Consider the following 12,833-nt stretch of genomic DNA (forward strand, 5'->3'; position numbering starts at 1 on the left):
TCATACAAACACTTATATCAACTTATTCTATTCTCCATGCTTGTATACCTACTAACATTCCCTCGCAAAATAAGGACCACACCATCTATGTTCATGAGTTTTTACAAAAGTCCAAGTGAACTCTTTATCTACAATATAAATATCGCCTTTATACATATCGTCCCTCTCACACAATATATCCTCCATATGTAATAAACTCGTATCTTTTATTAGCAGTACATCATCACAATGTTGATAGAATATGTAACAATTCTTTTTCACTTCATTATGAAATGCGTTCTCCGCTTCTTCACCCTCTAAACACTTCTTTTTCTCATAACTAAATATGTGCCAAAGATACCCACATGCATACTTATCTCCATACAGGAAAATGTCTTCTTTTTCCTCATCACTTAAATGGTTTGCAAAATGACCCTCCCAGCGTTTGCGAAAATAAACACCCCAATTTTGAAACTCTCTTACCTTCATATTTTTCTTTCTTAAAATATCTACAAACTCCATTTTCTCCCCCTATGAACGAAAAACCGAGTGTCATTCCCACTCGGTTTTTTAGTAATACACTTATTGCGATAATTCTACTTCTTTTATTTTCTCTTTCATTCTTGCTTTATCACGAACTAAAATATCTTTTAAATACTTACCTGTATACGAGCGCTCTTCTTTCACTACTTGCTCTGGCGTTCCGGAAGCAACGATTTGTCCACCTTTGTCTCCACCTTCTGGTCCAAGGTCAACGATATAATCAGCTGTTTTAATTACATCTAAATTATGCTCAATAACAAGAACTGTCTCGCCACTTTCAACAAGGCGTTGCAGAACTTCCAGAAGACGCGCTATATCATGTGCATGTAAACCAGTCGTTGGCTCATCTAAAATATATAACGTACGCCCTGTAGAACGACGGTGTAATTCAGAAGCTAATTTCACGCGCTGTGCTTCTCCTCCAGATAACGTCGTAGCTGGCTGTCCTAATTTCATATAACCAAGCCCTACATCTACAAGCGTTTGAAGTTTACGCTTAATTTTTGGGATATTAGCGAAGAACTCTACTCCATCTTCAATTGTCATACCTAACACTTCAGAAATGTTTTTATCTTTATATTTCACTTCTAACGTTTCACGGTTGTAACGTTTACCGTGACAAACTTCACACGGAACGTATACGTCTGGTAGGAAGTGCATTTCAATTTTAATAATTCCATCACCACGGCACGCTTCACAACGTCCACCTTTTACATTAAAGCTGAAACGTCCTTTTTGATATCCACGCACTTTCGCTTCATTCGTTTGTGCAAACACATCACGAATATCATCGAATACACCTGTATACGTCGCTGGATTAGAACGTGGTGTACGCCCGATTGGCGATTGATCAATATCGATTACTTTATCTAAATGCTCAAGACCTTTAATTTCTTTATGAGTACCTGGCTTCGCTTTCGCTTTATATAACTTTTGCGCTAATGATTTATATAGTACTTCATTAATCATCGTACTTTTACCGGAACCAGATACACCCGTTATCGCTACAAACGTACCAAGCGGGAATGACATCTTTGCATTCTTTAAGTTATTCTCTTTTGCACCGATAATTTCCACTTTACGTCCGTCACCTTTACGTCTTTCAAGTGGAACCGGAATAAACTCTTTACCGCTTAAATACTTCCCTGTTAGCGAATTATCATCTTGCATCACTTCAGCTGGCGTCCCCGCTGATACAACTTGACCACCATGAATACCTGCACCAGGTCCGATATCAAGTAAATAATCAGCAGCCATCATCGTATCTTCATCATGTTCAACGACAATTAACGTATTACCTAAATCACGCATCTCTTGCAACGTACGAATAAGACGATCGTTATCGCGCTGATGTAAACCGATAGAAGGCTCATCAAGAATGTAAAGTACGCCAGTCAGACGAGAACCGATTTGCGTCGCTAAACGAATACGCTGCGCCTCACCACCTGATAAAGTTCCTGCAGCACGACTTAACGTTAAATAATCTAACCCGACGTTCACTAAGAATCCAACGCGCTCCTGGATTTCTCTTAAAATTAAATGAGCAATTTTTTGTTGCTTCTCCGTTAGCTCTACATTCGAGAAGAATTCCTGTACTTCTTGAACAGAATACTTCGTTACATCAGCAATCGTTTTATCACCAACGAAAACAGCTAAACTCTCAGGCTTTAAGCGTCCACCTTTACACTTCGGACAAGCTTGCTCTGCCATATACTTTTCCATTTGCTCACGGACATAATCAGAACTCGTTTCACGATAACGACGTTCGATATTTGGAATAACACCTTCAAATAAAATCTCATTTTCCTTTACTTGACCAAATTCATTTACATAGCGGAAATAAACTTTCTCTTCACCGCTTCCGTACAACACTTTATCAAATAAATCTTTCGGTATATCTTTCACAGGGACATCCATATCAACGCCGTAATGATTACATACAGATTGTAAAAGCTGTGGGTAATATTGTGAGCTTGTCGGTTCCCAAGGCGCAATCGCATGTTCATTTAATGATAAATCCCAATTCGGAATGACAAGTTCTAAATCTACCTCTAACTTTGAACCAAGTCCATCACAAGAAGGACACGCCCCGAATGGACTATTGAATGAGAACATGCGCGGCTCTAATTCTCCGATTGAAAAGCCACAATGCGGACAAGCATGATGTTCACTAAATAGAAGTTCCTCTTCTCCCATTACATCAATTAACACTCGGCCCCCGCCAAGCTTTAATGCACTTTCAAGTGAATCCGCAAGACGGCTTGCAATCCCTTCTTTTACAACAATACGGTCAATTACAACTTCAATGGAATGCTTCTTATTTTTATCTAACGCAATATCTTCAGATACATCAAGCATTTCACCATCAACACGTACACGAACATATCCTTGCTTCTTAATGTCTTCAAGCACTTTCACATGTGCACCTTTACGCCCAGAAACGATAGGAGCTAACACTTGTAATTTCGTACGTTCAGGATATTCAAGTACACGGTCTACCATCTGCTCTACTGTTTGTGATGTAATTTCAATACCATGATTCGGGCAAATCGGCGTACCAATTCGTGCGAATAGTAAACGTAAATAATCATAAATCTCCGTTACCGTTCCGACAGTTGAACGTGGATTACGACTCGTTGTTTTTTGATCGATTGAAATCGCTGGAGATAAGCCTTCAATTGTATCCACGTCAGGTTTATCCATTTGTCCTAAAAACTGGCGCGCATACGCAGATAACGATTCTACGTATCTGCGTTGCCCTTCTGCATAAATCGTATCAAACGCTAATGATGATTTCCCTGAACCAGACAATCCCGTCACAACAACAAGCTGATTTCTCGGAATGGTTACATCAATATTTTTTAAGTTATGTGCTCTAGCACCTTTTACGACAATAAAATCCTTGCTTATGCTCACTCTGTTCACCCTTCCGCTTTTAATTCTAATAGTAAATCTCTTAATTCAGCTGCACGCTCGAAATCTAACGCTTTTGCTGCTTCTTTCATCTCTGCTTCCATCTTCGTAATTGTCTTTTCACGCTCTTTTTTCGTCATCTTCTTGGCTGGTACTGCTTCATATGTTTCCGGCTCTTCAGCAGCTGTCGTTGCACGGATAACATCACGCACGCCTTTTTGAATCGTTTTCGGCGTAATACCATGCTCTTTATTATAAGCTTCTTGTATAGTACGACGACGTTGCGTTTCTTCAATCGCAATTCCCATCGATCTCGTTATACGATCTGCGTACATAATAACGCGGCCGTTTTCATTACGTGCCGCACGACCAATTGTTTGAATTAATGAACGCTCCGAACGCAAGAATCCTTCCTTATCAGCATCTAAAATAGCTACAAGTGATACTTCTGGAATATCTAATCCTTCTCGTAATAAGTTAATACCGACCAGTACATCAAACTTACCAAGGCGAAGGTCACGGATAATTTCAATACGTTCTAACGTTTTAATTTCAGAGTGAAGATAGTTTACTTTAATTCCTACATCCTTTAAGTAGTCTGTTAAATCCTCTGACATTTTCTTCGTTAAAGTCGTAATTAATACACGTTCATTTTTTGCAATGCGATCTTGAATTTCTCCTAATAAATCATCAATTTGCCCTTCAATTGGTCGTATATCAATTGGTGGATCTAAAAGCCCTGTTGGACGAATAATTTGTTCTATTACCTCCGGTGCCTGCTCTAACTCGTACGGTCCTGGCGTTGCCGAAACGTAAATAACTTGATTCGTTTTCCCTTCAAACTCATCAAACGTAAGCGGTCTATTATCTAAAGCTGATGGCAAACGGAACCCATGATCCACAAGTACTTGCTTACGTGCTTGGTCCCCGTTATACATCGCTCTTACTTGCGGTACTGATACGTGTGACTCATCCATAACAATTAAGAAATCTTCCGGGAAATAGTCTAATAACGTATACGGTGTTGCACCCGCTGGACGAAGTGTTAAATGACGGGAATAATTTTCAATACCTGAGCAAAAGCCCATCTCACGCATCATTTCTAAATCATAACGTGTACGTTGCTCTATACGCTGCGCTTCTAACAACTTGCCATTATCATTTAATTCCTTTAAACGCTCTTCTAATTCTTTTTCGATATTTTCAATAGCGACCTTCATCTTTTCTTCACGTGTAACGAAGTGAGATGCTGGGAAGATTGCTACATGATCACGTTCTGCTAATACTTCACCTGTTAACGCATTTACTTCGCGAATACGATCTATTTCATCGCCGAAAAATTCAATTCGAATACAATGCTCATCAAGTGATGCCGGGAAGATTTCAACTACATCTCCGCGCACACGGAATGTACCACGCTTGAAATCAATGTCATTACGCCCATACTGCACATCAACAAGTTCACGAAGCAATTGATTGCGGTCCTTTTCCATACCAACTCGAAGCGAAACAACTAACTCGCGGTATTCTTCTGGAGAACCTAAACCATATATACACGAAACACTCGCAACGATAATAACATCGTCTCTTTCAAATAAGGAAGACGTTGCTGAGTGACGCAATTTATCGATTTCATCATTAATCTGCGCATCTTTTTCAATAAAAGTATCTGTTTGCGGCACATACGCTTCTGGCTGATAATAATCGTAATAACTAACAAAATACTCCACTGAATTGTTAGGGAAAAAATCTTTCAGCTCACTATATAACTGTCCTGCTAACGTTTTATTATGAGCCATGACAAGTGTTGGCTTCTGCACTTCTTTAATGACATTTGAAATCGTAAATGTCTTACCCGTTCCTGTCGCCCCAAGCAACACTTGCTTTTTCTTTCCACTATTAATTCCCTCTACAAGCTTCTCTATAGCTACCGGCTGATCACCTTGCGGGGAATACGCTGAGATAATTTCAAATTGATGTTCCAAGTAAAATCCGACCTCCTCATAAAAATCTGTATTATTATTTTACCACGAATGCCCATAAAAAACCTAAAAAAACGAACAGATATTCGGTAAAACTTTCGACAATATATACATAGAAAAAGGAAGGAGTCAAAACTTCCTTCCTCTACTAACTCTATTTTTTAGGTACATATAATAAATCATATCCATTGCGCCCATTTTCATTCACACAGTCTATTAACCTATAAGCCGTTTGTGATTCACGCTGCTCTTTAACAATCCTTTTACAGTTATCTTTATGTAACCCTTTATCCTCACCAGCAAATTGGTCTTTTCTATTATCTGACACATAAAGTATATCGTTCTCACTATGCTCTAGCGTTTGAAAGATCGGGTCACCTTCATGGGTATACTGTACAATCCTTATTTTATCAACCTTCCCTTGGTCAACATTCAAAATGAATTTTTCAAATTTATCTAGATTGGAAATTCCCGCTCTCTTTACAATGACATCATTCTTCCTATCAATTTCAATGTTAGGTTGTGAGCATGCTACTAAGCTAAAGAAAAAGAGAAATAGACATATAAAACCACTTCTTTTTCCTATTGTCATCCTCTCCTATAAAAATTCTTTGTATACCGCAAAAGCTACTTTCCTCTACGAAAGTAGCTTCTCTTTTCCTTTCTCTTTCTTCGGAAAAATCACATATGAAAATGAAATAACTGTATCCACTAAAAGTATAATCGCCCAAACTTGACTAACGCGACTAGCTGGTTCATTTAAAACAATCCCAGTTTCTAACCAATTATGCCATTGGTCAAACGGGACAAAACCGTACAGAAAGAAAAAGAAAATATGCACAACAATGAATAAAACAAGATGCAATACCAAATTTTTTATTTCCTGCTTCGCATAGGCCATACCTGTTAATTCTATATGTTCTTCAATAATAGGCGCTGGTTCATTCCGCCATTTCGCAACTAGCTTTTGCGCAAATATATCAAGCTTCTTCAAATCCTTTTTCCCGTAGAAAACTGCATACAATAAAATAATTACAGTAATGATTTGAAAATTAGAGAAATTCCCTGTTTGATAATAGTCCACTACCCCTAATGTTAAAATAAATACTTCATTTACGAGGAGTACAATCCCCATAATAAAGCTCGCTTTCTTCAAACGGAATCCGTAACGGAGTAAAAAGAAGCCGATAGCCGATAACCAAAATACAATCTCTGCCCCAATTAAAAAATACCAACGATATTCTGCAAGTATACTCATTTATCCATCTCCTTTTCATCATATATACGAAAAGCTTCATCCATATATAATAAAAGTTCTTCTTCAATTGGATACATGCTCATTTTCTGCGAATCTTCCTTCGATTTTCTAACTTCCCATAACTTATCTAAAAATGCTTCATCACCATTAGCCATTTCTAAACACTTCTGCATTAATCTCTTCGTTGCCTCTTGTACCTCATTACTCGCGGCTTCTTTGCCGTCTTTCATAAAAATACGTAATTGCTTTAATAAATCTACCCATTCTAAAACATTCGGATCTTCTTCACTCATATTTGGCAAGTTATGAAGCAATTTTTGTTCTTCCTTTGAAAATACTTCATTTTGAAATATTTCACGTATGCGAGACGACTGTTTCGAAAGCTGGATAAGTTCAAACATAACTTTCCAATCGAGCTCTCCCTCCACATCCACCGAATAAACAACTGCTTGTAAAACACGCTCCATTCGATTGAATTTCTTTTGTTCTTCCTGTACAAATCGAAGTTGTTTTTCAAGTGAATCCTTTAAATTAAGCTCATCTTTTACTAACATATTCGCAGATTCTTTTAACGAAAATCCCATTTCCTTTAAAAATAAAATTTGTTGCAGCCGTATTACGTCAGCTTCACTATATAAACGATGCCCGCCTTCTGTTTTCCCGCTCGGCTTTAATAAATCTATTTGATCATAATAACGTAATGTACGTACTGTTACCCCTGTCTCTCTCGTCAATTGTTGTATGGAAATCACTACCATCACCTCTTCCCCTTCATTATAAAAGATGACGTTACGTCACTTTCAAGTCTTTTGTAAAAAAAATACAAAAAGCTGTTTATACTCTTCGTATAAACAGCTTTTACGGGAATAATCCTTTTTGTACAGCACGCCCACAAAATAAAATAAGTGCTCCAACAACAACACTCGTTGCTGTTTTATGATAATGAGCTGAAACTAATAAATAATATGATAAACCGACAGTACCAATCATAATACAAACGCTTGGCACTGGATTACGAGAGAAGTTCTGCATTCCCCAAAACAAAGCAAAAATAGCCGTAGCGACACATAATACCGGTAATCCCATCCCAGTTCCCCTTTTTCTATCTATTCCTTGTTGCTAACACACTCGTCGATGCCATACTTATTAATAAACCAAAAATAGCAATATATAATAACTCATTTACATGTACTGCTTGCCTATCTAAATGCTTATTTACACAAAGATACACAATGAACAGGAAAATGAAGCTTGTAATACAAATCGTAAAATACGACTTCATCTTATTCACAACTCGCTCATCAATCGACGGAACTCCCTCTTCTTTCAAACGCTTCTGTTCTCTATATTCCGAAATACTATATAAAATGACTAGTGCTACATTCGATATGAAGATCGTTCCCCACGAAATACTTAAAATCATTAAACTCGCATTTAAAATAAGACCCGCTAAAAATAAACTTCCTATAAACCGTATAACATCTTGCTTACTCATACATGATCAACCTCTTTTTGATTTCTATATTTCCACTTCGGCCAATAGTTCACAAAGAAATAAACAAACTGCCCTAGTACAAATAAAACAAACGGCATACCAGCATTTCCATCAACAATTAAATTATATAAACTCCATATCGCTAAACTAATCGTAAAAAATAACCCTACATATTTAAACGCTTTATCTGACTGGAATCTCTCAAACTCATCTTGCATTTTTCATTCCTCCTATCTCTATGCTCGTTTCCCTATCATGACTCCTATGATGAGACTACCCGCAAATAAGGAACTACATATCATAAATATTTCTTGCACTGGTATAACAGCTCTGCCTATTGATTTACTCGCAACAATATAAACAATAAGCAATAGAAACGCGAATACAAATGAGACATTTACATATTTTTTTATATTTTCATTTACTCGCTCATCTATATCTGGAAGTTCTTCTTTTTTATACTTACGCTTTTTGTAATACGCATACACTATCAAAAATACAATTGCTAAAACGTTACTCACTACGAGCGGTAAAATTGGTATAGCCGGATTCATAATATGAACTACAATGTCTCCCAAAAACAATCCAATAGTCGCACCAATCAATAACTTTTTAGTATCTTCCATTTTTTCTCCCCTTACTCTAGCGTAAATATTTCCTCAACCTTCACCCCAAAATATTTGGCGATTTTTAGGGATAACTCTAGACTCGGGTTATAATGATGGTTTTCAATCGCCACAATCGTCTGCCGTGTCACCTGCATCGCCTTTGCCATTTCAACTTGCGTTATATGATTTTGCTTTCTTAACTCTTTTATTTTATTTTTCACACCCATAGGCTCCACCTTCGAAAGTAAAGATATCTTTACTTTAATTATAAATATTTTCCAATTTCAAGTAAAGATATCTTTACAAATTTTAGTAAAACATTTCACTGAACATCTTCTCTAACCAAGTACAAGAGTAATTCAATTTATATCAGCGATTTTTTAAATATATCGACATCCGTAGCACTATAATCATAAGAAAAAAGCTGTCCCAAAATATCTTTTGGAACAGCTTCTTCGTCCTACTACATAAATCCTAATGCATATACAAGAACGTATCCAAGAATAGAAAGGCAAACCGAGCCGATCAGCCCCGCCACGAATGCCTTACTTCCTAACTTACGGAACGTTTTAAACTCTACATTTAAACCAAGCCCCGCCATCGCCATTGCAATCAGCATGTAAGCAATGACAACAATATAGCCGGCAACAACTTCTGGTATAACCCCGAGCGAATGCACTGCACTCATCGCTAAAAATCCGAAGATGAACCACGGAATTGGAAGATCGCGCCACGATTTTTTTTCCTCGCTACCTTCACTCTTACCAAACCATAATCCAATTAAAATCGCTACTGGCACAAGCATTGCAACGCGCGTTAATTTCACGATAACTGCGATGTCTACAGCCGTACTTCCTCCTGGTGCCGCAGCTGCGATGACATGGGCGATCTCATGCAGCGTGGCACCTGAGAATACACCGTAACCGTACTGTGAGAAGCCAAGCACTGGGTATAATAGCGTATAAATAAGTGTAAATATTGTACCTAAAATTGCAATAATCGCTGCCCCAACTGCCGTTTCTTCATCCTTCGCTTTCACTTGCGGTGCAATTGCCACGACCGCTGCCGCACCGCAAATTGCTGTTCCGCACGCTGTTAAAATTCCGAGTTTCTTTTCTACTTTAAATACTTTCGTTAGTCCATATACAACGAAAATCGTAAATGCAATAACAACCGCAGCGATGACCAATACTTTCGGCCCTGCCTTCGCAATATCAACAAGATTTAACCGCATTCCAAGTAAGATGATCCCAAAGCGCAGCAACTTCTTACTCGCAAAGTTCGTCCCGGCAATCGCATCATGAGGAACTCCAATTGCTGCACGCCAAACCATCCCAATTAGAATAGCAATTACTAATTGTCCCATAATATTTAAAAATGGAAGCTCTGCTAAATATTTCGCAGCAATTGCGATTAATAGTGTAATCCCAATTCCTTGCGAAAATCCAAAGCCCTTCTTCTTTTGTATAACAAGTGTTTGTTCCACTTTGAACCACTCCAATAATCGTATTGGAACATGCATGTTCTTTCTACTTACATTATAAGAGAGTTTCTATAATAAGTTTAATATCAATATTAAATCTCTATCATCAGAAATACTTATGATAAGATGATAGAAAAAGAAAGGAGCCCATTACATGAACGTAGACATTTTAAAAATATTTGTTACTGTCGTTGAACAGAAGCACTTCTCCCGTGCAGCAGAATTATTAAACCTTTCACAACCTGGCGTAAGTATGCATATACGCAACTTAGAAAACGAATTTGGCACCACTCTTATTCAGCGCTCCCCAAAGCACGTCCAAGTGACGGAGGCTGGAAACATACTATATATACATGCAAAGCAAATGCTCTCTCTTTACGAAGAAGCCAAACAAGAAATTAACGAACTACATAACGTTGTAACAGGAACTCTTCGCATCGGTGCTAGTTTCACAATTGGCGAATACTTACTTCCAAAAATACTGGCTAACTATGCGAATGAAAATCCACACGTCGAAGTTCATACCTTTATCTCAAATACAGAAGACGTTTTACAAAGCCTTCGCTCTAATCAAATCGATATCGGCTTAGTGGAAGGGCAAGTCGTATACGCCGACGTTGACGTTGAAACGTTTATGCAAGATGAAATGAAGCTCGTCGTCCCTCCAAATCATCCACTGCTCTGCACAAATGAAATAAATGAAAGTACACTCCAAGATCAAGTATGGGTATTAAGAGAAAGTGGTTCTGGTACACGCGCTTATAGTGACCGCTTTATTCATCAACACCATTTGAAAATGAAGCGATTCTTTACATTTAGTAGTATCCAAAGCGTAAAGGAAGCAGTTAGTGCCGGGCTTGGCATCGCTATACTTTCTGATTGGACTGTACGAAAAGAGCTACTGGCAAAAGAGCTATTCCACGTCGAAGTTCCAAATGAACAACTAATTCGTCCATTCTCCATCGTGCGCGGCAAATACTTCATCCTGTCTAAAGCCATTCAGGTGTTTTTAAATCATGTAGACTCTTTTGCGAAAAAACAGCATTGACCTTCACATTAGTGTGAAGGTTTACAATACATGTAAAAGGAGTGAAACACATTGCGAATTGGAGAGTTATCAAAAGAAACCGGGGTTAGCGAAAGATCACTAAGACATTATGAAGAAAAAGGATTACTCCCTTCTAAGCGCCTCGCAAATGGCTACCGTGATTTTGATGAAGGTGCCATCGAAAAAGTGGAGCTTATTCAAATGTACTTACAAATTGGCTTAAATTTAGAAGAGACGGCAAGGATGCTGCGCTGCCTCGAAATAGAGCCGCACCTGTACGAAAATCCTTGCAGCAGTATCCTTACGCTTTATGAAGATAAACTTAATGAAGTAACGAAGCAAATCTCATTACTTTCTAGCATTCAAACGAATTTGCAAAAACACGTTTCACTCCTAAAACAAGCAAATGAAAAGGGATGATTACATGTTTGTTATACATGGCAGTTCAAGACAAAACGGAAATACAGAGGCTTTAACACATATGATGATAGAGGGCATTGAAACAGAACAAATTTACTTACGAGACCATACAGTCCATCCTATTACAGACCAACGTCATGATGCAGAAGGATTCCAAGCTGTAAACGATGACTATCAACATTTAATTGAACGCATGCTAGAGCACGACACAATTATCTTCTCTACACCACTATACTGGTACGGAATGAGCGGTCATATGAAAAACTTCGTCGATCGCTGGTCACAAAGCTTGCGTGATACATCTCTTCATTTCAAAGAGAAAATGAAAGGCAAAAAAATGTATGTTGTCATCGTTGGCGGAGACAACCCGAAACTGAAAGCATTACCGCTTATTGCTCAGTTCCAATACATCTTTGATTTTGTTGGTTCATCATTTGAAGGGTATGTTATTGGGAATGCAAATGGATTGGATGAAATCAAAAATGATGCTGAGGCGCTGGCAAAAGCACAATTGTATAATGATAAATTCAAAAATAGTAAATAGAAATTAGTTTGACAAAAACGATGACATCACATCTCTCGAACAAGAATACGAAACATTATTAGTTCAAATCCGAAAATGTAAAGAAGCGCTCTAATGTCTTCCCTATATATCGACAAGGCCTTCCGCATTTCCCAAGAAATATTGAAACTTCGACATAGAATAGCATTAATAAAAGTGAAAAAGCCGTGCATCAGCACGGCTTTTTCACTTTAAATACGGACGGCAGTCCCGCTCACTGCAACCATTAGCATTCCTTCGCGAACTACTTCGTAATCCACGTCGATACCAACAATTGCATTTGCATTTTTTTGTCTTGCGAAAGTTTTCATCTCTTCCATTGCAATGTCGCGCGCTTCTTTTAATTTACTTTCATAAGCGCCCGCACGACCGCCGACAACATCACGGACAGAGGCGAAAAGGTCACGAACGATATTCGCGCCCATAATCGCTTCTCCATTGACGATATCGATATACTCAATAATTTCTTTTCCTTGAATTGTAGACGTTGTTGTTACAATCATGCTTCATAGCCTCCCATATAAGATTTTCACTTACTTATG

The 12,833-nt window shown here is 38.1% G+C and carries 16 protein-coding genes and 1 pseudogene; 4 read left to right on the forward strand and 13 right to left on the reverse strand.

Features of this window, described 5'->3' with window-relative positions; translation table 11 throughout:
* Window positions 1-51: 51 nt before the first annotated feature.
* The 12 genes from DN393_RS18865 to DN393_RS18920 form a co-directional block, all read right to left on the reverse strand.
* A complete protein-coding gene (locus DN393_RS18865) occupies window positions 52-501 on the reverse strand; it encodes a DUF4275 family protein (RefSeq protein WP_064476210.1) in 450 nt (149 codons plus the stop codon).
* 60 nt (window positions 502-561) lie between these two features.
* Window positions 562-3,432, reverse strand: a complete 2,871-nt coding sequence (gene uvrA / locus DN393_RS18870; protein WP_142315364.1) for an excinuclease ABC subunit UvrA — start codon at window positions 3,430-3,432, stop codon at window positions 562-564.
* A gap of 11 nt (window positions 3,433-3,443) precedes the next feature.
* A complete protein-coding gene (gene uvrB / locus DN393_RS18875) occupies window positions 3,444-5,420 on the reverse strand; it encodes an excinuclease ABC subunit B (protein WP_064476209.1) in 1,977 nt (658 codons plus the stop codon).
* A gap of 151 nt (window positions 5,421-5,571) precedes the next feature.
* Window positions 5,572-6,009, reverse strand: a complete 438-nt coding sequence (locus DN393_RS18880) for a DUF4362 domain-containing protein (RefSeq protein WP_064476208.1) — start codon at window positions 6,007-6,009, stop codon at window positions 5,572-5,574.
* A gap of 45 nt (window positions 6,010-6,054) precedes the next feature.
* Window positions 6,055-6,675, reverse strand: coding sequence for a hypothetical protein (locus DN393_RS18885; protein ID WP_064476207.1), 621 nt, complete (start codon window positions 6,673-6,675; stop codon window positions 6,055-6,057).
* Window positions 6,672-7,433 (reverse strand): MerR family transcriptional regulator, encoded by a 762-nt coding sequence (locus DN393_RS18890; RefSeq protein WP_064476206.1) that lies wholly within the window; start codon window positions 7,431-7,433, stop codon window positions 6,672-6,674. The genes DN393_RS18885 and DN393_RS18890 overlap by 4 nt, the downstream gene beginning before the upstream one ends.
* A gap of 100 nt (window positions 7,434-7,533) precedes the next feature.
* Window positions 7,534-7,761 carry a hypothetical protein gene (locus DN393_RS18895; protein ID WP_064476205.1) on the reverse strand — a complete coding sequence of 76 codons (228 nt, stop codon included), beginning with the start codon at window positions 7,759-7,761 and terminating at the stop codon, window positions 7,534-7,536.
* Between the two features lie 16 nt (window positions 7,762-7,777).
* Window positions 7,778-8,170 (reverse strand): ATPase, encoded by a 393-nt coding sequence (locus DN393_RS18900; protein ID WP_088047805.1) that lies wholly within the window; start codon window positions 8,168-8,170, stop codon window positions 7,778-7,780.
* Window positions 8,167-8,388 (reverse strand): hypothetical protein, encoded by a 222-nt coding sequence (locus tag DN393_RS18905; protein ID WP_064476203.1) that lies wholly within the window; start codon window positions 8,386-8,388, stop codon window positions 8,167-8,169. Before DN393_RS18905 ends, DN393_RS18900 begins: the two co-directional genes overlap by 4 nt.
* A gap of 18 nt (window positions 8,389-8,406) precedes the next feature.
* The gene (locus DN393_RS18910; RefSeq protein WP_098103016.1) at window positions 8,407-8,796 is read right to left on the reverse strand and encodes a hypothetical protein; all 390 of its coding nucleotides are present in this window, start codon (window positions 8,794-8,796) and stop codon (window positions 8,407-8,409) included.
* An 11-nt stretch (window positions 8,797-8,807) separates the two neighbouring features.
* Window positions 8,808-9,005: a helix-turn-helix transcriptional regulator gene (locus tag DN393_RS18915; protein WP_000538364.1), complete on the reverse strand. Its 198-nt coding sequence runs from the start codon at window positions 9,003-9,005 to the stop codon at window positions 8,808-8,810.
* Between the two features lie 236 nt (window positions 9,006-9,241).
* A complete protein-coding gene (locus DN393_RS18920) occupies window positions 9,242-10,264 on the reverse strand; it encodes a YeiH family protein (RefSeq protein WP_064476201.1) in 1,023 nt (340 codons plus the stop codon).
* Between the two features lie 151 nt (window positions 10,265-10,415).
* Between DN393_RS18920 and DN393_RS18925 the strand changes: the two genes are divergently transcribed.
* The 4 genes and pseudogenes from DN393_RS18925 to DN393_RS32060 all read left to right on the forward strand — a co-directional run.
* Entirely contained in the window at window positions 10,416-11,309 is an 894-nt protein-coding gene (locus tag DN393_RS18925) for a LysR family transcriptional regulator (RefSeq protein ID WP_088047802.1), read from the forward strand.
* Window positions 11,310-11,360: 51 nt separating this feature from the next.
* Window positions 11,361-11,729: a MerR family transcriptional regulator gene (locus DN393_RS18930; protein ID WP_064476199.1), complete on the forward strand. Its 369-nt coding sequence runs from the start codon at window positions 11,361-11,363 to the stop codon at window positions 11,727-11,729.
* A 4-nt stretch (window positions 11,730-11,733) separates the two neighbouring features.
* A complete protein-coding gene (locus DN393_RS18935) occupies window positions 11,734-12,273 on the forward strand; it encodes a flavodoxin family protein (protein WP_149173760.1) in 540 nt (179 codons plus the stop codon).
* A gap of 16 nt (window positions 12,274-12,289) precedes the next feature.
* Window positions 12,290-12,367, forward strand: a pseudogene (locus tag DN393_RS32060) (macrolide transporter); the annotation flags it as partial.
* Window positions 12,368-12,482: 115 nt separating this feature from the next.
* Here the strand turns inward: DN393_RS32060 and DN393_RS18945 are convergent.
* A complete protein-coding gene (locus DN393_RS18945; RefSeq protein ID WP_000637523.1) occupies window positions 12,483-12,794 on the reverse strand; it encodes a heavy metal-binding domain-containing protein in 312 nt (103 codons plus the stop codon).
* Window positions 12,795-12,833 lie beyond the last annotated feature (39 nt).

This window comes from Bacillus sp. BPN334 (assembly GCF_008368885.1).
Taxonomy (GTDB): Bacteria; Bacillota; Bacilli; order Bacillales; family Bacillaceae_G; genus Bacillus_A; species Bacillus_A wiedmannii.

Bases quoted from the DNA above. Each gene is read 5' to 3' on its own strand.
- DN393_RS18865 (WP_064476210.1), bottom strand. From the start codon at position 501: ATGGAGTTTGTAGATATTTTAAGAAAGAAAAATATGAAGGTAAGAGAG.
- DN393_RS18880 (WP_064476208.1), bottom strand. From the start codon at position 6,009: ATGACAATAGGAAAAAGAAGTGGTTTTATATGTCTATTTCTCTTTTTC.
- DN393_RS18885 (WP_064476207.1), bottom strand. From the start codon at position 6,675: ATGAGTATACTTGCAGAATATCGTTGGTATTTTTTAATTGGGGCAGAG.
- DN393_RS18890 (WP_064476206.1), bottom strand. From the start codon at position 7,433: ATGGTAGTGATTTCCATACAACAATTGACGAGAGAGACAGGGGTAACA.
- DN393_RS18895 (WP_064476205.1), bottom strand. From the start codon at position 7,761: ATGGGATTACCGGTATTATGTGTCGCTACGGCTATTTTTGCTTTGTTT.
- DN393_RS18900 (WP_088047805.1), bottom strand. From the start codon at position 8,170: ATGAGTAAGCAAGATGTTATACGGTTTATAGGAAGTTTATTTTTAGCG.
- DN393_RS18905 (WP_064476203.1), bottom strand. From the start codon at position 8,388: ATGCAAGATGAGTTTGAGAGATTCCAGTCAGATAAAGCGTTTAAATAT.
- DN393_RS18910 (WP_098103016.1), bottom strand. From the start codon at position 8,796: ATGGAAGATACTAAAAAGTTATTGATTGGTGCGACTATTGGATTGTTT.
- DN393_RS18915 (WP_000538364.1), bottom strand. From the start codon at position 9,005: ATGGGTGTGAAAAATAAAATAAAAGAGTTAAGAAAGCAAAATCATATA.
- DN393_RS18925 (WP_088047802.1), top strand. From the start codon at position 10,416: ATGAACGTAGACATTTTAAAAATATTTGTTACTGTCGTTGAACAGAAG.
- DN393_RS18935 (WP_149173760.1), top strand. From the start codon at position 11,734: ATGTTTGTTATACATGGCAGTTCAAGACAAAACGGAAATACAGAGGCT.
- DN393_RS18945 (WP_000637523.1), bottom strand. From the start codon at position 12,794: ATGATTGTAACAACAACGTCTACAATTCAAGGAAAAGAAATTATTGAG.